Below are 20,481 nucleotides of genomic sequence, written 5' to 3'. Positions count from 1 at the left end.
GATCACACGCCCGCGAGCTGCAGTCGGTTCGCATGCGTGCGGATCACCGCGACCGGATCTTCCGCATACGCACCGCGCACGCCGAGCAACTGGTTGATCTCGTCGAGATGGTTCCACTTGTAGCTCGTGCCCAGCACCTTCCCGTACAGCGCGCTGCACTTCGACACGAGTCCGTCGTTCTGGCCTGAACCGCGATTGATCATCACCGTGCCCGTGCCGAACAATGCGAGTGTCGACAGGTCGAGCGCATTTGCCGGATCGATCACCGGGATCGTGCTGGTATCCGTCGCGCCCGTGACGCCGAAGGCGGAAACGGTCGGCTGGACCGCCGTGCCGGCCCACGAATACAGCAGGTGCGTATTGCCGCCGACGGTCTCCGTCGGCGCGCCCGTCTGGCAACTGCCCGGCGCGCCGAGGCCGGCACTCGGGTAACTCCGGTTGTACGCGGCGGCCTGGGCGGTCGTCAGCGTCTTCAGTGCGGCGAGCGCGTCCTGGTTGGTGTTGTTGCTGCTGCTCGTCAGGATGCCGAACACATTGACGAACGCGGCGATCACCGACGACGACAATCCGGTCGGATCGTAGGCGAGCACGCCCTGCACGAAATCGGCGAACTCCGAGCCGCGATGCGGCGTGCCGATCGTCGTGACCGACGCGACGAGATCGGGCGCGACGGCTGCGACATAACGCGACGTGAGGCCGCCCTGGCTGTGACCGACCAGGTTCACCTTGGTCGCGCCGGTCGCGGCAAGCACCGTCTTCACGTAAGCGAGCAGCTGTTCGCCGCGCCCGTTCGGCCCGTCGTCGCTCTGGAACCCCGACAGGTTCGCGACGTAGACGGTCGCGCCGTGCTGTTGCAAGTCCTCCTGGATGCCGTACCAGTACTCGAGCACGCCCGCGTACTTGTCGGTGCCGGTGAGCCCGTGCACGAGGATGATCGGGTAACGCGTCGCCGCGTAATTGTCCGCCGGCGCGGTTGCCGCCATCGCCGCGTGCGTCGTCGCGAGCGTCATCACCGCGGTCGTCCCCGCGAACGGCGCGACGCTCATCGCGCATGCCACTGCCCCTGCCACCATCCTGGAACGCATCGATCTGGCCATGCATGTTCTCCTGATTATTGTGCTGCCGGTGCGAATGAGATCGGATCGACGCGCACGGCACGTCGCGAACGGTCACGGGTACCGTGTGCATCGAATGCGGGAGTGAATCACGAGTCGCGAACGTTTGCGCCCTGACTAGATACGGTTCTCTAATCGGTTGACGCGCCCCGCCCGTTCGGGCGGGGGTTGCAACCACGCGCACGCATGCTGCATCGCACACGCGCGCCGCACGTCACAGTTTCGCGCTCACGCGCACCCATGCCGTGCGCCCCGGCTCCATTACCGGCGCGTTCGCCGGATAGCCGAAGCCCGCGTTGCCGGCGAGGTTCAGGTGCTCGGTGTAGGCCTTGTCCAGCACGTTGTCGACGCCGATCGAGATCTGCACCTTCTTGCTGACGTTGTACTGCGCATGCAGCGACAGGACGCCGAAGCCGGCGCTCGGGCCGAAGTCCTTGCCGACCACATTGCCCTCGTTCACCGCATAGCGATGCTGCGGCGCAACGACCCGCCACAGCCCGCCGGCCGACCATGCGCCGCGCGTGTACTCGAGCCCGAAGCGCGCCTCGAGCGGCGGCATCTGCGGCAGCGGATCGCCGCTCGTCGTGTTGCGCCCCCACGCATACGCGAGCGACGTCTCGACGCGCAGCGGCGCGACCGGCCGCCACGACACGCCGGCTTCGCCGCCCATGATCTGCGCGTTGACGTTGCTTGCCTGCGTGGTCGGGCCCATCATCCCGGCCGCGTAGTTGAACAGGATGTAGTCCTGTACATATCCCGCGTAGGCCGACACCCATGCATCGAACCGGTCGCTCTTGTACTGCGCGCCGATGTCGAGCTGCGTGGTCTTCTCCGGCTGCACTGCCGAGAACGCGTTGATCGAGCCGGCGGGCCCGCGCTTCGCGGAGAACAGCTCCCAGTAGTCGGGATAGCGTTGCGCATGGCCGATCCCCGCATACCATGTGACCGGCAGCGACGCGAGATCGCGCTCGTAACGCACGAATCCGCTCGGCAGCACGCGCGCGCGATCGTCGTCGAAAGTCGGATTCGGCTTGCTCGCCATCATCCCGCTCGTCGTCGCACGCTTGTCGCGCGCGCTCGCGTAGTCGACCCGCGCACCGCCGATCACGCGCGACGCATCGCTCGCATACCACGTCAGCTCGCCGAACGCACCGGCGTTCCACATCGTTGCCTGCGCGTCCCACGGCTGGTCGCCGTAGTTCTGCCGCCCCATCGCCGAGCGCGCGTCGAGCCGGTTCGACTGCGCGTCGACGCCGGTCACGAGCTTGAAGTCGTCACCGAAACGGAAGGTCGCCGCCGCCCGCGCGCCGAGCGTGCGGCGCCGCACCTCGGATGCCATTCGCATCGGCATGCTGCTGGTCGGGTCGGGCTGCCGCAACGTATAGTTGTCCATCACGTGGTCGGCTTCGTTGTAGTACACGCGCGCCTCGATCCGGTCGAGCACGTCGCCGAGATGCCGCTTGTCGAACGACAGGCCGAACGTCTCGCGGCGGAAATGCGCGCCGTCCATCCCGCGCCCGGCGTAGCGCGCATAGCCGTCGCCGGTGCCCGCCGTCAGCTCGACGCGCGTGTGATCGTCGGGTGTCCAGCCGAGCGCCGCGTCGGCGTTCCACTTGTCCCATTGCGACGGCACGGTATTGCCGTTGCCGTCGTCGTAGTCCTGCGCATGCGCGTGATTCGCGGTCACGCGGCCGTAGACGTCCGGCGTGCCGGCCGTCACGTCGACGTTCTGGTCGTTGCGGCCGAACGAGCCGCCGACCACGCTGCCGTCGAACCGCATGCCGGGACGCTCGAAACGCGGCGTCACGCGTTCGAACAGCACGGTGCCGGCCGAGGCGCCGGGGCCGTACAGCACGGTCTGCGGGCCCTTCACGACCGTGACCTTGTCATAGCTTTCCGGCGCGATATACGAGGTCGGCGCGTCCATCCGGTTCGGGCAGGCGCCGAGCGTCGGCATCCCGTTCGCGAGAATGTTCAGCCGCGAACCGAACATCCCGCGCAGCACGGGGTCGCCGTTCGTCCCGCCGCTGCGGATCGACGTGAAGCCGGGAATCGTCTTCAGGTAGTCCGCGCCGTCGCTCGCCGGCAGCGGCTGGCGCGGCGTCTTCGGATCCGTGACGACGACGAGCGGCGTCGTCAGCGGCGACGCAACGACTTCGACGGGCGGCAGCAGCGTGGCCGCGTCGTCCGTCGGCGCCCCGGACGCACGTGCGGATTCGGTCGCGGCCGCCGCCGCGGTCATCGCGCCGACGGCGAGCGCGGGAACGGTGAGTTTCAGCATGCGCGGCACGCGCCGCACACGGGAATGGCGCGACGCCCTCGGCGCGCGCAAGGAAAGAATGGTCATGATCGAAAGCCCGAGTGACGCCCTCCACGCGGCCTCGACGGACCGCACGGATATCGGCGATGAAAGAATCGGAAGACAGCGCGTCAGGCGCGCTCGGGCGGTGCGCGTGGATATGCGCGCGGGTAGCGGTCGGCGCGCGCCGCGACGGCATGCGGCGCGGCGGCGGAAACGGCATGAGCGGGGACGAAGGCGAACGATACGGCGGCCGCGCCGCCGATCGCTGGACTGTGCGCGAAGAAGCCGCAGTAGCCACACGCATCGAGATGCCGCGCGTAATCGTGCGCGTGGCCTGCATCGGGCGCACGGTGCGCACCATGCTCTGCACTACAGACGATTGCGTCGGGAGTCGTCGCCTGCGCGATGCGCCACTGCGACACCAGCGGCGCCGCGATCGCGAGCCAGATCGCGAACACGCCGAGCCAGGCGGTCAGGTGACGATGTCGGTGCAGCATGCGCGGCGATGCGTAAGCGGAACGTAAAAACAGCCGAGATGTTACAGAATGTTCGCCGCGATGGCCAGCCGCGCATCGGGGTAAACGGATCGGGGGCGCATGGTTGCGTCAACAACCATGCGCCCCCGGATGCTGCGCGGCTTCAGCGCGCGGCGATCACGGCGCCATGCGTCGCAGCACGTCGTCGCGCCGGATGAAGTGGTGGTAAAGCGCGGCCAGCGCATGCAGGCCGATCACGAAGTAGAACGCGTTGCCGATCAGTTCGTGCGCTTCCTTGATCGTCGGCCGCAGCGCCTTGTCTGGGCCGAACAGCGTGAACGACACGCCGATCCAGTCGAGCGACACGGGCTTGCCGCCCATGTTGACGAGCATGATGCCGAGCAGCGGCTGCGCGATGATGAAGACATACAGCGCGACATGGGCGAGCATCGACAGCCACTTGAGCAGCGTCGCCTGCGGAATCGGCTCCGGCACGCGGCTGACCATCCGCCACAGCACGCGCAGCACGGACAGCACGAGCACGAACGTGCCTGCCAGCAAGTGCACGTTCATCCAGAACACGCGGCTGTCGCTGCCTTTCGGTCCGCGAATCTCGATGGCCAGGTAGGCGAGTGCCACCAGCAGGAAGATGACCCAGTGGAAGAAAATTGCGGGCGCGCTGTAGCGCGTCTGTTTCGCGAGGATGTTTTTCATGCGTTGTCTCGTGTTTCTCGTGTGGTATGCGGGGAGGCCCGTGCCGGGCTGGCCGGGGCCCGGCGGCTGCCCCGATTGTAGCCTCGCGCGTGGCCGGCGTTGTGCGACCGGATCAAATATCCGACGAATCCGCGCGGCCCGTTCCACGGTGCCGCCATATGGAAAATCCGCATCGCGCCCGTGCGCGGCTGTGGCACGATGAAGCTTTGGTGCGACGTTGCGCGGGCATCATGAGCAAAGCGATCTTCGTTGCGGCCTACCGGCTGATCGCCGCGTTGCTCGCGGTGTCCACCACGCTGCACAGCGTCGCCGGCAACTGGGGCATGCCGGCCTTCCATCTCGGCAACTACCTCAGCTACTTCACCCAACTGAGCAGCCTGTATGCAGCGGCCATGCTGGTCGCGGGGCTGTCGCGCATCACGCGTCCCGGCTCGGCCCGCTACGAATCGATGCGCGGCGCCGCCGTGCTCTACGTGCTGATCACCGCGATCGTCTACGAACTGCTGCTCGCGCGGCTCGATGCGCTGCGCCACGTCACGCCGGCCCTCAACAACTGGGTCCTGCACCGGATCGTACCGCTCGTGGTGCTGTGCGACTGGCTGTACGTGGAGCCGCGCTCGCCGATCCCGTGGCGCAGCGCGGTTGCGTGGCTCGGCTTTCCGGTGATCTATCTCGGCTATACGCTCGTGCGCGGCGCGCTGGAGAACTGGTATCCCTATCCGTTCGTCGATCCGCGGCCGCACGGCTACCTGCCGGTCGCGATCCAGTGCTCGATGATCGCGCTCGGCGCGGCAGGGCTCGCGCTGGGCATCCGCTGGCTCGGCAATCATGCGAGGCAGTCCGACGCCGCGGCGCTCGAGGAAGGGTGAAGGCGGGAGCGTGTGCGCCGCACGGCGCACACGTCGTGAAGCGGCGCGTCAGCCGCCGTTGCGCGGCAGGAAGTTCATCGGGTCGACGACCTTGCCGTTCTGCCGGACTTCGAACTCGAAAGTCGCGCGGCCGCTCGCGTCGGTGCCCATCTCGGCGACCGGCTGGCCCGCGCGCACCGCGTCGCCTTCGTTGACGAGCAGCCTGCCATTGTGCCCGTAGGCCGTAATGAGCCCGTTGTCGTGCTTCAGGATCACGAGCGGGCCATACGCCTTGACGCCGGAGCCGGCGTACACCACCCGCCCGTTGGCCGCGGCCCGCACCGAACGGTCGGGCCCCGACGCGGCGATCACGATGCCGCGCGTCTTGCCGGCCGAGAACGGCGTCGCGACGATGCCCGTGGCCGGCCATGCCAGCGAGCCCGGCTGCGCGGCCGCCGCGGACGGCTGCCCGAGCGACGTCGCCGCAGGCGGCGGCGCGACGCGCAGCACCTGGCCGGGATACACGGCGTCATTCGGCGACATGTGGTTCCAGCCGGCCAGGTCCTGCACGCGCTGCCCGTAGGCGGCGGCGATGCCGGCGAGCGTGTCGCCTGGATTCACGCGGTAATAGCCGGCGATCACGCCCGGCGTGGCAACCGACGCCGGCGTCGACTGCCGCACCGGCTGCCAGCTGTCGGTCCACGGCGTCATCGTACAGCCCGTCAGCGCGGCGGCCGCGGCGACGAACGCCGCCTGCGGCAACCAGCGCGTGAGCGCATCGTGGATCGGAATCGTTTTTCTCAAGGGTCCTCCCGGATTTGCGTCGTTGCGCCGCCCACCGCCCTCCGGCGTGCGACGCACGATGTCCGGCCGAACGGCCGGACCAACCAGTATCCGACCGCTCTCGCGGCCGTCAGTTTCCACCGCGGGACGTCGACGCGAAAAGGCTCACCGGCCCCTTCTTCGCGCCATCTTTGTGTCGTCCCGATCGGCAAAGATACCATTTGTCGCGGTCAGGACCGCGGCAGACGCCCCGGCCGGCAACAATCTTGCGGCGCCACGAACGGGTGCCGGCGGGCGGCAGGCCGCGCCGCGCGGGTCATCCCGCGGACTTCCGGCCGGCCGTCCCGCGGCGGGCAGCCGTATCGCACCCATGAGCGCCGCCCCGCTGCCGGCCGCCTCCTATACTCGGAGGAGCACCGCACGTTCCAGCGATAACGAGGAGAAAACCATGAACAATGCGACGTTTCTGTCCGTGCAGCTCAACGCCGAGGATTTCGCCGGTTCCAGCGGCCTCGTCGAACTGCTCAACCGGCACCTGTTGTTCGCGACGGACGTCGCCGAAGCCGCGGACGCCCTCGTCCAGCTGGCGAGCGTCGCGCACCTGAGCGGCGCTACCCGGCACAGCGTCGAGCTGCCGGTACTCGCAATCGAGCGGCTGCGCGACGCGCTCGACACGCTGAGCGGCTACGACGAAGCATGGCTGCAGGCGCTGGAACCGGGCGACGCGCTGTTCCGGGACATCGGCCGCGGCCCGCGGCCGCTGCACTGACGCGGCGGGCGCCGCCAATGAAAAACAGCCCGTCGTTCCGTGATTCGGAACGACGGGCTGCGTGTACTGCGCGGGGGTCAGATCAGGCCGCCCATGCGGCCGGCGATCGATGACGATCAACGACCCTTGTAGACCGGTGCACCGTCCGACACGCGCTTGACCTGCCAGCCGGTCTTGGCAGCAGCCGGAGCGCCCGATTCTTGCTGGGCGGCCGGTTGCGCACCGTAGCCGCTCGTATCGGCAGCGGCGACGTTCTGTTGCGGGTTCACGCGGGCTTCAGCTGCCTGGATGCTTGCCGGGTAGTCGGTACGGTCGCTGCCCAGCTTGTAGCCGGCCTGTTGCAGCTGGGCCAGTTCGGCCTTCACCTGCGCACGGGTGACGGGGGCGTTCTGTTGGGCGAACGAGACGGCGGGAACGGCGAGGACGGCAGCTGCAGCGAACGTTGCGATCAGCGATTTCATGATTACCTCCGGGATTTTTTTGCTCCGCCGCACACACCATGTCTGCAGCGATGGAACAAAGTTTAGCCCCGAGATCACCTAGGGAAAACCATGAAAGAGCGAAAACACTGTTTCCTCGGAACCAACAATTGCGGGATCCGGGAACGAAAAACCCTACTCAAAGAATAGAATTTCGCAACAATACCGTCCTCGCCTGCCGGTTACGACCAGTTCGCGTGGAAGCTGCCCGGCTTGTCGGTACGCTCGAACGTGTGGGCGCCGAAGAAGTCGCGCTGCGCCTGCACAAGGTTCGCCGGCAGCCGCTCGGAACGGTAGCTGTCGAAATACGCGACCGCCGACGCGAACGCCGGCACCGGCACGCCTGCCTTCACCGCGGCCACCACCACGTCGCGCAGCGACGCCTGGTAATTCGCGGCGATGTCCTTGAAGTACGGGTCGAGCAGCAGGTTCGCGAGCGCCGGATCCTTCGCGTACGCGTCCGTGATCTTCTGCAGGAAACGCGCGCGGATGATGCAGCCCGCGCGGAAGATCTTCGCGATCGTCCCGAGATCGAGGTTCCAGCCGTACTCTTCGGATGCCGTGCGCAGTTGCGCGAAGCCCTGCGCGTACGAGATCACCTTGCTCAGGTACAGCGCGCGGCGCACGGCTTCGACGAACGCGGCACGATCGCCGTCGAACGGCGCGGCGGCCGGGCCCGACAGGATCTTGCTGGCCGCGACGCGCTCGGTCTTCAGCGACGACAGCACGCGCGCGAACACCGACTCGGTGATCAGCGGCAGCGGCACGCCCAGGTCCAGCGCGTTCTGGCTGGTCCACTTGCCGGTGCCCTTCTGCGCGGCGCGATCGAGGATCACGTCGACGAGGTGCTTGCCGGTCTCTTCGTCCTTCTTGCCGAAGATCTTCGACGTGATCTCGATCAGGTAGCTGTCGAGTTCGCCCTGGTTCCACTCGGTGTAGACCGCGCCGAGTTCGTCGTTGGTCAGGCCCGCGACGTCCTTCAGCACCGCATAGCTCTCGGCGATCAGCTGCATGTCGCCGTATTCGATGCCGTTGTGGACCATCTTCACGTAGTGGCCCGCGCCGTCCGGCCCCATGTACGCGACGCACGGCTCGCCGTCCGACGGCGCCTTCGCGGCGATCTGCTTGAGGATCGGCTCGACCAGGTCGTACGCGTCGCGCTGGCCGCCGGGCATGATCGACGGGCCGCGCAGCGCGCCCTCTTCGCCGCCCGACACGCCGGTGCCGATGAAATGCAGGCCCGATTGCGCGAGCTCCTGGTTGCGGCGGATCGTGTCCGTGAAGTGCGTATTGCCGCCGTCGATCAGCACGTCGCCCTTCTCGAGCAGCGGCTTGAGCGATGCGATCGTCGCATCGGTCGCTTCGCCGGCCTTCACCATCATCAGGATCCGGCGCGGCGTCTCGAGCGACGCGACGAACTCCTCGAGCGTGTAGGTCGGCACCAGATTGCGGCCGGGGAATTCGGCGATCAGTTCGTCGGTTTTCTCGCGGCTGCGGTTGTACACCGACACCGCGTAACCGCGGCTCTCGATATTGAGTGCGAGATTGCGGCCCATCACCGCCAGCCCGATCACACCGATTGCTTGTTTGCCCATTAGTCAATTCTCCGGAAAAAACGGGGCGCGACCCGAGCCGGGCCGCGCGCACAGGCGAAAGGATAGTGGAAACCCGGCCGCGATGCGCGCTTGCGTGTCATTGCTCCGCGTGCGGCTGGCGCCGGAACACGACGCTCAGGTTGTTCGCCGGCATGTCGACGACCTCGATGCAGTCGAGCCCGCAGTCGAGGCCGAGCGCGACGACCGCCTCGAGATCGCGCACGCCCCACGACGGATCGCGGCTGCGCAACTGCTGGTCGAACGCCTCGTTGGATGGCGCCGTGTGCCGGCCTGCGCGGCGATACGGGCCGTACAGGAACAGCACGCCGCCCGGACGCAGCACGCGCGACGCGCCGGCGAACAGCGCGTCGGTGCAGGCCCACGGCGAGATGTGGATCATGTTGATGCAGACGATCGCGTCGAGTGCCGCAGCCGGCCACGATGCGTCGCGCACGTCGAATGCCAGCGGCTCGGCCAGGTTCGCGAGGCCGGCATGCGCGACCCACGCGGCGATCGAGCGGCGCGCGTGCGCGTCGGGATCGCTCGGCTGCCAGCGCAGCCCCGGCAGCGCCTGCGCGAAATGGACCGCATGCTGCCCGGTGCCGCTCGCGATCTCGAGCACGTCGCCGGTAGCCGGCAGCACGCGGCGCAACACGTCGAGGATCGGCCCGCGATTGCGTTCGGCCGCCGGCGCCGACAGCCGCGCGGACGGATCGGACGAAGACGTCGGCCCGGTCACGATGCGTGCTCCGGCGCGCTGCCGGCGACGCCCAGCCGCGCGTTCAGCGCGTCGAGCGCGGGCGCGCAACGCGCCTCGACCTTCAGCGTCAGCATCGGATCGGCGCGCGTATGGCCGAGGTTCAGCGCGGCGACGGACTTGTTCTGCGCCTGGGCCCACACGCAGAACCGGTAGCCGGAATACACCATCAGCGACGAGCCGACGACGAGCAGCGCATCGGCCGCATCGAGCGCCTGCGACGCCAGCGCGACGCGCTCGCGCGGCACGTTCTCGCCGAAGAACACGACCGCCGGCTTCAGCAGGCCGCCGCAGGCCGGGCAGGCCGGGATGCGGAACGTGTCGAGCGCGGTCCATTCGAGATGCGCGTCACCGTCGGCGGCAGGCTCCGCCTGCGCGCCGAGCAACTCGGGGTTGTCCGTTTCGAGCACGGCCTGGATCGTCGCGCGCGCGTGATGCGCGCCGCAGTCGAGGCACGTGACGCCGTTGATGCCGCCATGCAGTTCGATCACGTCGCCGCTGCCCGCGCGCTGGTGCAGCCCGTCGACGTTCTGCGTGACGAGGCGCTCGATCCGGCCGGTGCCGCCGAGCCGCGCGAGCGCGACATGCGAGCGGTTCGGCTGCGCACGGCCCACCACGGGCCAGCCGATCATGCTGCGCGCCCAGTAGCGGCGGCGCGCAGCGTCGGAACCGAGGAATTCGTGGAGCTGGATCGGCGGCGAGCGCATCCATTGACCGTTGCGGTCGCGATAGCCCGGAATGCCGGAATCCGTGCTGATGCCCGCACCGGTCAGCACGAGCAGCCGCGGATGGCGCTCGACGAACGCGTGCAGCGCATCGAGCGCGGCCGGTTCGATGCCGGCGGATGAGGGGTCGGGCAAGGTGATGTCGTTCATGTTGGCGGCGCGTGATCGGGCGCGGTGGCCGGCCGAGCGGCCGGCGCGCCAGCACATGATACAGAACGCCGCGCGATCCGGCCGGCGGTCCGCGCGCGATACCGGCGCCGCAAAAAAAGACGCCCATCGACCACATGGCGATGGGCGCATCAACAATTGATCCATCGGGGTAGTGGATCAACTGACAGCACAATGTCGTCGGATCCGCCGCAGCGCCGCCGGCAGACCTTCCCCGGGACTACACCTTCGAATTCCTGAAATTGCCCTGATGTTTGCGAGGATCGCCGCGCGGCACGGCGCACGGCACACGCACGCATGCTTCGCGTGCGGCGCGCCTGCGTATCGCGCGTCGGCATGACGATCCGGAAGTCATGGTCGCCCATCCGCGCGCACCGGCGGTTCATCCCCGACGGCCGACCGGCACGGGTCGGCCTCGTGCGTCATACCTGCACGTCGTCGTTCGGAATGAACCGGATGGGTCCGGATGAAGCGAAAAGCCGCGCGCTCATGTCGCCGTAATCAACGGCGACGCGAAATCACGGGCAGGTCGGCGATTCATGTTTGCAACATGGCACGTTGCGATTCGGTCTGTTCTCATTCTCTTGTCCCCGTCTTCGATGCGTCCGACCTACTGAAGCGACGGCCGGGCCCCTGCTGCGCCCGGCGATCGCGCTCACGGCGCATACAGACATGCAAGGAGCGCACCATGCTTCGCCGTGCAAGGCCGCGCGGGCGGTGAAACGACCCCGATGCAAATCGCACGGCGACAGACAAGCGTGAACGTTTCGAAAGTGAAACGAGGGGGAAACGGCCCGCGCGATCGATCGCACCGGACGCGACGCCGGTGTTGCACGCATGTGACGCGTGCGCCGGCGGCGCGTTTGCGTCGGTTCGATGCCGACGATCCGCTTACAGTCGCGCGACCCTGGCCGCGCATGCATGGTCGAACGCGCTCGTCGAACCTGTGAGCACCGCCTGCAACCACGGACAGCACGCTGCTCGCCGCAAGACCGGCCACCACGCGCTGACGTACGTTCATGCCGATTGATTGCCGGATGACCGAAGGTGCCCATCATGCCTGGACCGCCGATGCCACCGATACCGCCGCCGCAAGCGGCGCGCAAACACGTTAGCATTCGGACACGGTGCGGCGCGCCCACCGGCTTCGCCCCGTCTCCAAGGAATGGACATGACCCTGCCCGCCTCCGGCCGCGCCGACGTCGCGCGGCGCGTCTTCTCGGCCGAGCGGCTGTCGATCGGCCTGACGCTGCCGCTGCTGCGCAGCGGCCATACCGTCGCGGATTTCAACGAGCAGCTCGAACTCGCGGCGCTGGCCGATTCGCTCGGCTTTCGCGCACTGTGGGTTCGCGACGTGCCGCTCAACAGCGCCGATTATCCCGACCCGGTCGGGCATCTCGATCCGTGGGTGCTGCTCGGCGCGCTCGCGTCGCGCACGCGCCGGATCGTGCTTGCCAGCGGCGCGATCGTGCTGCCGCTGCGTCATCCGCTGCATATCGCGAAAGGCGCGCTGTCGGTCGCGACGCTGTCCGGCGGGCGCTTCATCCTCGGCCTCGGCTCCGGCGACCGGCCGCCCGAATATGCGGCGTTCGGCGTCGACGCGCAAACGCGGCGCGACCGGTATCGCCGGCATTGGGACATCGTCGCGGCCGCGCTCGGCGTGCCGTCCCGTGTGCTGCCCGACGAGACGCCACCCGACGCGCCCGAGTTCACGCTGCTGCCGCGCGGCGACGACGCGGTGCCGATGCTTGCCGTCGGCTCCGGCGGACAGAGCGTCGACTGGATCGCACGGAACGCGATCGGCTGGATGACCTATCATCGCGACCCGGACACGCAGCGCGCTCGTTATTCGATGTGGCGCGCGGCCGTCGACCGGCTTGCACCGCCGGGCTTTCGCGCGTTCGGCGTATCGATGCGGCTCGATCTCGATGCGAATCGCGATGCACCGCCCACCGCGCTGCCGCTCGGCTATGCGACCGGTCGGAATGCGCTCATCGACATCCTGCGGGACATGCGGGCAGCCGGCACGCACCACGTCACGCTGAATCCCGGCTCGGACCGGCCCGTGCGCGAGGTCATCGAGGAAATCGCCGAGCATGTATTGCCGGTCTTTCACGACGATCAGGGTTGATTCATCAGGAATCCGGAATTCTTCACCCATAGCCCATAGTCGAAGCCACGGTTGGCCACCCATCGAATCACCGGCGAGCACGTTTCGTTCCCGATCCTGCGCTTTCGCTTGCGGCGGGACCGCATGCCAACACCCGACGACCTGCCCGCATCACGGATCGTGAACGGCCGGCGCGAGACACCGCCACGCGAAAGGAACCGCACGGCAGCGCGCAAACGCCCGCACCGCCTGCCGCATGCCCGATTCGAATATTCGTCGACGGAACTATCCGGTTCCGCTGGCAATCATGTTAGCTTCCGTCCATCGTCCAGACCGGCGGGCCGCGTTCCGATGCGCGCCCGCACGCCTACCCATGCGATATTTCCTGCTCGGCTGGCTGCTCGCCGCCGTCGTATCGGCCGCCCACGCGGCCGCCCCTGCCCCGGCCGCCGCCTCGGCCGCCTCCGGCGCCGTGCCCGCGCTGACGCCGCAGCAGGCGCAGCAGGCCCTCTCCGTCCTGCAAAACCCGCGCGAGCGCCAGCAGGTCGAAACGACGTTGCGCGCGATCGCGGCCGTCGGCGTGCTGAGCACGCCCGCGCTTGCGGCGAGCGCCGCGGCGCCGGCCAGCGCAGCATCGGCTGGCACCGCTCCGGCCGCACTCACGACGAACGGGCTCGCGTCGATGCTCGTGCGGCAGGGATCGCACTGGGCCGGTGAAATCGGCGGCGCGCTGAACGAATCGCTGCGCTCGCTGCTCGACGTCGGCTCGGTCGGCAACTGGTGGCACGAGCGGCTCGTACGCGCCGACCAACGTACCGATCTCACGCGCGCGATCTTGATCATCCTCGCCGTGCTCGTGCCCGCGCTCGCCGTCGAATGGTTCGCGAAGCGGCTGCTGCGGCGCGCGCTGGCCGCGCTGAGCGCGCGCCGCACCGGATCGTCGCGCCGGGCCGATGCAGATGCCGATGCCGGCGCCGACGCCGATTCGCCTGAACCCAAACCGCCCGGTCCCGGCGACCGCACTTCGACGCCAGAACCGGCCGCCACCGCTGCCCGCGCCGACGGCACCGGCACGCCCGATACGTCGTCGCAAGGTCGCGGCCATGCGCGGCGCCACACCACGCTGCTGCGCCGCATGCCGCGCGCTCTGGTCAGCCTCGCACTGCGGGTGATACCGCTGCTGGTATTCGTCGGCATCGCGAGCCTGACGATGTCGGTCCTCGACGGTGCCGGCACGCCGACCCAAACGGCACTCGAATCGCTGATCGACATCTACGTGATCTGCCGCCTCGTGACGATCGTCAGCCGGCTGTTCTTCCAGCCCGACGCGCGGCAGCTGCGGCTGCTGCACATCAGCGACGCATGGGCCGCGTTCGCGCAGCGCTCGATCGCGCGGATCGTGATGGTCGTCGGCGCCAGCACGGCCGCGGTCGAGATCGCCGCGAGCTTCGGCCTCAGCGACGCCGGTCACGTCGCGCTGCTGAAGGCGGTCGCGCTCGTCGGCCACTTGATGATCTCGGCGCTGATCCTCCGGTGCCGCCAGCCGGTCGCCGCGCGCATCCGCGCGGCCGGCGAAGACCGGCCGGCCTTCGCGATGGTCGGCAACGCGCTCGCCGACGCGTGGGCGCCCGTATCCGTGTTCGTCGTGATGGCGTTGTGGTTCGTGTGGGCGCTCGACGTCCACAACGGCTACCGCGTGCTGATCGCGCTCGGCGGCCGCTCGATCGCCGTGATGATCGGCATGCGGATCGTGTCGATCGTCGTGTTCGGCGCGCTCGCGCGGGTGTTCCAGCGCCGCGACGACGACCGCACGCTCGTCCACCTGCACGCGTACCGCTACTACCCGCTGGTGCGCCAGGTCGTGTCGGCGGCGATCGCCGTCGTGACCGTCGTGCTGCTGCTGCAGACCTGGGGCGTGCCGATCTTCCACGCGTTCGCGACCGGCACGATCGGCCATCGGCTCGCGTCGGCGCTGATCACGATCGCGATTGCAGCCGTCGTCGCGCTGATCGTCTGGGAAGCCGCGAACATCGCGATCGAGCGCCGCCTGCAGCAGTGGACACGCGAAGGCAACCTCGTGCGCGCGGCGCGCTTGCGCACGCTGCTGCCGATGCTGCGTTCGCTGCTGTTCATCATGATCGCGCTCGTCGTCGTGCTGACCGGCCTCAGCGAAATCGGCGTGAACATCGGTCCGCTGCTCGCCGGCGCCAGCATCTTCGGCGTCGCGCTCGGCTTCGGCTCGCAGAAGCTCGTGCAGGACTTCATCACCGGGATCTTCCTGCTGATGGAGAACGCGATGCAGGTGGGCGACTGGGTCACGCTCGCCGGCGTATCCGGCACGGTCGAATATCTGTCGATCCGCACCGTGCGGCTGCGCGCGGGCGACGGATCGCTGTACACGGTCCCGTTCAGCTCGGTGACGACCGTCAACAATACGAATCGCGGGCTCGGCAACGCGGCCGTCAAGGTCAGCATCGCCTACGGTCAGGACATCGATCGCGCGATCGCGACACTGAAGGAGATCGGTGCCGCGTTGCGCGACGATCCGGATTACAAGGACGGCATCCTGTCGGACTTCAGCTACTGGGGCATCGACCAGGTCGACGGCGCGGCGATCGCGCTGGCAGGACAGATCCAGTGCAAGGACTCGGCGCGCTGGGGCGTGCAGCGCGAATTCAATCGGCGCATCGCGGTGCTGTTCCGCGAACGCGGAATCCGGATCGCGAATCCGCAGCGCAGCCTCGTCGCGTATGACGAAGGTTTGCGTCCCGTCGCGCCCGAGAACGATGAGAACGGCGACCACGCCGCCAGCACGCCGGACGCCGAACCGCCGCCGCCCGTTGCGCCGGCGCGCAAGCCGGACTGATCGTACGGATGCCGCTGGCGCGACCACCGCCGGTCGCGCCGTGCGCGCGCCATCGAACGACGGATAGCCGCGCTCGACGCGCGGCGGTTTTCTTCGCGCGCCGAACGCACTTCGCTGCGTTCGCCGGCGCGGCCGGCGTCGCGCCGGCATCCCGCTCGCCGCTCGCCGCACCGCCCCGCGCATAACGGGCTGACAACCCGCTCCGATATCGCATGGACGGGCCGCCTCGCACGGTGTCGAACGACGAACCGGACGCGACAGCTCGTTCAACCGCATCGATTCGTCTGACGAAGCCCACCTCGCACCGCCTACCCCATTCCCCCGCCTTGCCGGTTCTTTCGCCGTCTCCATCGAATCTCCATCTTCCCGCATAAAAGACGCCAACCAGGCGCCGCACACTCCAGCCCGCCAAAGCAGGCAGTGGGCTGCCTGCGCTTCCTGGAGTCGCTATGAAGAATCAACAACGATGCCGCTACGGTGCCGCCGGTGCACTGACGCTGGCCCTGCTGGCGGGTTGCGGACCCGCAGAGCAGCAGGCAGCCGCGCCGGCCACCCCGGTCGCGGCGATGACGCTGGCCGCCGCACGCCTCGACGTGACCGAGGATCTGCCGGGCCGCGTCGCGGCCGTGCGGGTCGCCGAAATCCGGCCGCAGGTCAGCGGCATCGTGCAACGCCGGCTGTTCGAGCAAGGCACCGAAGTGCGCGCCGGCCAGTCGCTGTTCCAGATCAATCCCGCGCCGTTCAAGGCCGACATGGACACGGCCGCCGCGTCGCTGCAACGTGCGCAGGCCGCGCTGGAGCGCGCGAAGGTGCAGACGGCGCGCTTCAAGCCGCTCGTCGAGGCCGACGCGATCAGCCGCCAGATGTACGACGACGCCGTGTCGCAACGCGACCAGGCCGCCGCCGACGTCGCGCAGGCCCGCGCGACGCTCGCGCGCCGCCAGCTCGACCTGAAATTCGCGACCGTGGAAGCGCCGATCGCCGGCCGCATCGACCAGGCGCTCGTGACCGAAGGCGCGCTGGTGTCGAGCGGCGACAGCCAGCCGATGGCGCGCATCCAGCAGATCGACCAGGTCTACGTGGACGTGCGCCAGCCGGCCGCGTCGCTCGACGCGCTGCGCGGCGCGCTCGCGGCACAGCCGCGGGCGGCGGACAGCAACGGCCTGCCGGTCGACGTGCTGCGCGACGACGACACGCGCTACGACGCGCGGGGCCGCATGCTGTTCTCCGGCGTCAACGTCGATCCGGGCACCGGCGACGTGCTGCTGCGCGTGCTGGTCGACAACCCGCAGCGCCAGCTGCTGCCGGGCATGTACGTGCGCGCCCGCATTCCGCGCGCGCACTACGCCAGCGCGGTGATAGTGCCGCAGCAGGCCGTCGTGCGCGCTGGCGGCAAGCCGCAGGTGTGGGTGCTCGACGCGAAGGGCGCCGCGCATCTGAAGGCCGTCGAAGTCGGCGAACTGACGAACCGCAGCTACCGCATCAAGTCGGGCCTGCAGGCCGGCCAGAAGATCGTCGTCGAAGGGATGGAGCGCCTGGTCGACGGCGCGCCTGTCGCCGCGACCGACTGGAAGTCGCCTGACGCGGCCGCCACCGCGTCCGCGCACTGAGTCGGGAGGAGTCACCAGTCATGGCTGAATTCTTTATCCGCCGCCCGGTCTTTGCGTGGGTGATCGCCCTCTTCATCATCCTGATGGGGCTGATCGCGATCCCCCAGCTGCCGGTCGCGCGCTACCCATCGGTCGCGCCGCCGTCCGTCACGATCACCGCGAGCTACCCGGGCGCCACGCCGCAGACGATGAACGACGGCGTGCTGAGCCTCATCGAGCGCGAGCTGTCCGGCGTCAAGAACCTGCTGTACTTCGAATCGTCGGCCGATACGTCCGGCGCCGCGCAGATCACCGTGACGTTCAAGCCCGGCACCGATCCGGAACTGGCGCAGGTCGACGTGCAGAACAAGATCAAGTCGATCGAACCGCGCCTGCCCGCGGCCGTGCGCCAGAACGGGCTGATCGTCGAATCCGCGTCGTCCGGTTTCCTGATGCTGATCGGCCTGCGCTCCGACAACGGCCGCTTCGACGAAGGTGCGCTCGCCGACTACATGACGCGCAGCGTTTCCGAGGAGCTGCGGCGAGTCGACGGCGTCGGGCGCGTGCTGCAGTTCGGCTCCGAACGCGCGATGCGCGTCTGGGTCGATCCGCAGAAGCTGATCAACTTCGGCCTGTCGATGAGCGACCTGACGAGCGCGATCGGCCAGCAGAACGTGCAAATCGCGCCGGGCAGCCTCGGCGCGCTGCCCGCGCTGCCGGGCCAGCGCGTGACCGTGCCGCTCACCGCGCAGGGCCAGCTCACGACGCCGGAAGCGTTCGCGAAGGTCGTGCTGCGCGCGAACGCGGACGGCTCGAAGGTCGTGCTCGGCGACGTCGCGCGCGTCGAGCTCGGCTCGCAAAACTACCTGTTCGTGAGCCGCGAGAACAACCGGCCGGCCACCCTCGCCGGCATACAGCTCGCACCGGGCGCCAATGCCGTGAAGACCGCCGAGGCGATCCGTGCGCGCATGGCCGAACTGAGCAAGTCGATGCCGTCCGGCATGAGCTACTCGATCCCGCTCGACACGTCGCCGTTCGTGAAGATCTCGATCGAGAAGGTGCTGGCGACACTGCTCGAGGCGATGGTGCTCGTGTTCCTCGTGATGTACCTGTTCCTGCAGAACGTGCGCTATACGCTGATCCCGGCCATCGTCGCGCCGGTCGCGATGCTCGGCACGTTCGCGGTCATGCTGCTGACGGGCTTCTCGATCAACGTGCTGACGATGTTCGGCATGGTGCTCGCGATCGGCATCATCGTCGACGATGCAATCGTCGTCGTCGAGAACGTCGAGCGCCTGATGGCCGAAGAAGGGCTGTCGCCGAAGGACGCGACGTCGAAGGCGATGAAGGAAATCACCGGCGCGATCATCGGCATCACGCTGGTGCTGACCGCCGTGTTCCTGCCAATGGCGATGGCGAGCGGTTCGGTCGGCGTGATCTACAAGCAGTTCACGCTGTCGATGGCCGTGTCGATCCTGTTCTCCGCGCTGCTCGCGCTGACGCTCACGCCTGCCCTGTGCGCGACGATGCTCAAGCCGCTCGAACCGGGTCACCACGACAAGCGCGGCTTCTTCGGTTGGTTCAACCGACGCTTCGAACACCTGACCAATTGGTACGAGACGCGCGTCGGCCGCCTGGTCGGCCGCACGGGCCGCGTGATGCTGGTGTTCGTCGCAATCTCGGGCGCACTGGTGCTCGGCTTCCGCAGCCTGCCGTCGTCGTTCCTGCCGGACGAGGACCAGGGCTACTTCATCACCAGCTTTCTGCTGCCCGCAGACGCTACCGCCGAGCGTACGCATGACGTGGTCAAGACGCTGGAGAAGCATCTTGCTGCGCGTCCGGCAATCCAGTCGAGCATTTCCGTGATCGGCTACGGCTTCTCGGGGCAAGGCCCGAACGCGGCGATCAACTGGTCCGTGATGAAGGACTGGAAGAACCGCGGCAGCTCGTCGACCGTGGAGGAAGGTTTGCTCGCGCAGCAAGCGATGGCCGGTGTGACCGAAGGCACGGTGATGAGCCTGCTGCCGCCGGCGATCGACGAACTCGGCAACAGCTCGGGCTTCTCGATGCGCCTGGAAGACCGTGCCAATCAGGGCGCCGCGGCGCTCAAGGCGGCGGAAGTCAAGCTGCTCGAACTTGCCGCGCAAAGCAGGATCGTGACCGGCGTGTACCCGGACAGTCTGCCGGCCGGCACGAGCGTGCGGCTCGAGATCGACCGCGCGAAAGCGGAGGCGCTCGGCGTGTCGTTCACGACGCTCAGCGACACGCTGTCGACCGCGATGGGCTCGACCTACGTGAACGACTTCCCGAACGCGGGACGCATGCAGCAGGTGATCATCCAGGCCGATGCGCCGGCGCGCATGCAGCTCGACAACGTGATGAAGCTGTACGTGCGCAACGCGGCCGGCGGCATGGTGCCGCTGTCCGAAGTGGTTCGCCCCGTGTGGACCGAGACGCCGCTGCAGATGGTGCGCTTCAAGGGCTACCCGTCCGCGCGGATCTCGGGCGCTGCCGCCCCGGGCCAGTCGAGCGGCGCAGCCATGGCCGAGATGGAACGTCTCGCGGCGCAACTGCCGCCGGGCTTCGCGGTCGAGTGGACCGGCCAGTCGCTGCAGGAACGCGAGTCGGCGTCGCAGGCGCCGATGCTGATGGTGCTGTCGATGATCGTCGTGTTCCTGGTGCTCGCCGCGCTGTACGAAAGCTGGTCGATCCCGCTGTCGGTGATGCTGGTGGTGCCGCTCGGCCTGCTCGGCGCGATCGGCGCGGTGCTGCTGCGCGGCTTGCCGAACGACGTGTTCTTCAAGGTCGGGATGATCACGGTGATCGGCCTGTCCGCGAAGAACGCGATCCTGATCGTCGAATTCGCGAAGCAGCTGCGCGAGGAAGGCAAGGGATTGATCGAGGCGGCCGTCGAGGCGTCGAAGCTGCGCCTGCGCCCGATCCTGATGACGTCGCTCGCGTTCGGCCTCGGCGTGGTGCCGCTGATGATCGCGACCGGCGCGAGCGCCGAAACGCAGCACGCGATCGGCACCGGCGTGTTCGGCGGCATGGTGACCGCCACGGTGCTGGCGATTTTCTTCGTCCCGGTGTTCTTCGTGTTCGTGATGAGCATCCAGGAACGCATCGGAGCATGGCGCGCCGCGCGCCGCAAGCCCGATCCGCTGCATATCGAACAACAAGGTTGA

The 20,481-nt window shown here is 68.4% G+C and carries 15 protein-coding genes; 6 read left to right on the top strand and 9 right to left on the bottom strand.

All coding sequences use genetic code 11. The annotated features are described in order from the left end of the window. Nucleotides 1-2: 2 nt before the first annotated feature. The 4 genes from PL79_RS05660 to PL79_RS05640 all read right to left on the bottom strand — a co-directional run bounded on the left by PL79_RS05660 (nt 3) and on the right by PL79_RS05640 (nt 4,607). Nucleotides 3-1,097, bottom strand: coding sequence for a triacylglycerol lipase (locus PL79_RS05660; protein WP_044845300.1), 1,095 nt, complete (start codon nt 1,095-1,097; stop codon nt 3-5). Between the two features lie 232 nt (nt 1,098-1,329). Beyond that, nucleotides 1,330-3,462: a TonB-dependent copper receptor gene (locus PL79_RS05655; RefSeq protein WP_044845299.1), complete on the bottom strand. Its 2,133-nt coding sequence runs from the start codon at nt 3,460-3,462 to the stop codon at nt 1,330-1,332. Between the two features lie 83 nt (nt 3,463-3,545). Further along, a complete protein-coding gene (locus PL79_RS05645) occupies nt 3,546-3,914 on the bottom strand; it encodes a DUF2946 domain-containing protein (protein ID WP_044845298.1) in 369 nt (122 codons plus the stop codon). Nucleotides 3,915-4,070: 156 nt separating this feature from the next. Further along, complete coding sequence (locus PL79_RS05640) at nt 4,071-4,607, bottom strand: cytochrome b (RefSeq protein ID WP_044845297.1); 537 nt, start codon at nt 4,605-4,607, stop codon at nt 4,071-4,073. 230 nt (nt 4,608-4,837) lie between these two features. On the opposite strand from PL79_RS05640, the gene PL79_RS05635 reads away from it, so the two are divergent. Next, the gene (locus PL79_RS05635) at nt 4,838-5,476 is read left to right on the top strand and encodes a Pr6Pr family membrane protein (protein WP_044845321.1); all 639 of its coding nucleotides are present in this window, start codon (nt 4,838-4,840) and stop codon (nt 5,474-5,476) included. Between the two features lie 48 nt (nt 5,477-5,524). On the opposite strand, the gene PL79_RS05630 is transcribed toward PL79_RS05635, so the two are convergent. Next, entirely contained in the window at nt 5,525-6,259 is a 735-nt protein-coding gene (locus PL79_RS05630; RefSeq protein WP_044845296.1) for a peptidoglycan DD-metalloendopeptidase family protein, read from the bottom strand. A gap of 427 nt (nt 6,260-6,686) precedes the next feature. Between PL79_RS05630 and PL79_RS05625 the strand changes: the two genes are divergently transcribed. Next, a complete protein-coding gene (locus tag PL79_RS05625; RefSeq protein WP_044845295.1) occupies nt 6,687-7,007 on the top strand; it encodes a hypothetical protein in 321 nt (106 codons plus the stop codon). Between the two features lie 116 nt (nt 7,008-7,123). Here the strand turns inward: PL79_RS05625 and PL79_RS05620 are convergent, their stop codons facing one another. The 4 genes from PL79_RS05620 to PL79_RS05605 all read right to left on the bottom strand — a co-directional run bounded on the left by PL79_RS05620 (nt 7,124) and on the right by PL79_RS05605 (nt 10,713). Next, nucleotides 7,124-7,468, bottom strand: coding sequence for a DUF4148 domain-containing protein (locus PL79_RS05620; protein WP_044845294.1), 345 nt, complete (start codon nt 7,466-7,468; stop codon nt 7,124-7,126). Nucleotides 7,469-7,668: 200 nt separating this feature from the next. Continuing rightward, on the bottom strand, nt 7,669-9,081 hold the full coding sequence (gndA, locus tag PL79_RS05615) for an NADP-dependent phosphogluconate dehydrogenase (RefSeq protein WP_044845293.1): 1,413 nt from the start codon (nt 9,079-9,081) through the stop codon (nt 7,669-7,671). A 97-nt stretch (nt 9,082-9,178) separates the two neighbouring features. Continuing rightward, complete coding sequence (locus PL79_RS05610; RefSeq protein ID WP_044845292.1) at nt 9,179-9,820, bottom strand: DUF938 domain-containing protein; 642 nt, start codon at nt 9,818-9,820, stop codon at nt 9,179-9,181. After that, a complete protein-coding gene (locus tag PL79_RS05605; protein ID WP_044845320.1) occupies nt 9,817-10,713 on the bottom strand; it encodes an NAD-dependent protein deacetylase in 897 nt (298 codons plus the stop codon). Before PL79_RS05605 ends, PL79_RS05610 begins: the two co-directional genes overlap by 4 nt. A 1,189-nt stretch (nt 10,714-11,902) precedes the next feature. On the opposite strand from PL79_RS05605, the gene PL79_RS05595 reads away from it, so the two are divergent. The 4 genes from PL79_RS05595 (at nt 11,903) to PL79_RS05580 (ending at nt 20,481) form a co-directional block, all read left to right on the top strand. Continuing rightward, nucleotides 11,903-12,862 carry an LLM class oxidoreductase gene (locus PL79_RS05595; RefSeq protein ID WP_044845319.1) on the top strand — a complete coding sequence of 320 codons (960 nt, stop codon included), beginning with the start codon at nt 11,903-11,905 and terminating at the stop codon, nt 12,860-12,862. 352 nt (nt 12,863-13,214) lie between these two features. Then, nucleotides 13,215-15,707, top strand: a complete 2,493-nt coding sequence (locus PL79_RS05590; RefSeq protein ID WP_044845290.1) for a mechanosensitive ion channel domain-containing protein — start codon at nt 13,215-13,217, stop codon at nt 15,705-15,707. A 449-nt stretch (nt 15,708-16,156) separates the two neighbouring features. Beyond that, nucleotides 16,157-17,317, top strand: a complete 1,161-nt coding sequence (locus tag PL79_RS05585; protein WP_044845289.1) for an efflux RND transporter periplasmic adaptor subunit — start codon at nt 16,157-16,159, stop codon at nt 17,315-17,317. A gap of 20 nt (nt 17,318-17,337) precedes the next feature. Continuing rightward, on the top strand, nt 17,338-20,481 hold the full coding sequence (locus PL79_RS05580; RefSeq protein WP_044845288.1) for an efflux RND transporter permease subunit: 3,144 nt from the start codon (nt 17,338-17,340) through the stop codon (nt 20,479-20,481).

The organism is Burkholderia sp. USMB20 (genome assembly GCF_000949135.2).
In the GTDB taxonomy this organism is placed as follows: Bacteria; Pseudomonadota; Gammaproteobacteria; order Burkholderiales; family Burkholderiaceae; genus Burkholderia.
This window is presented reverse-complemented; position numbering and strand designations above follow the sequence as displayed.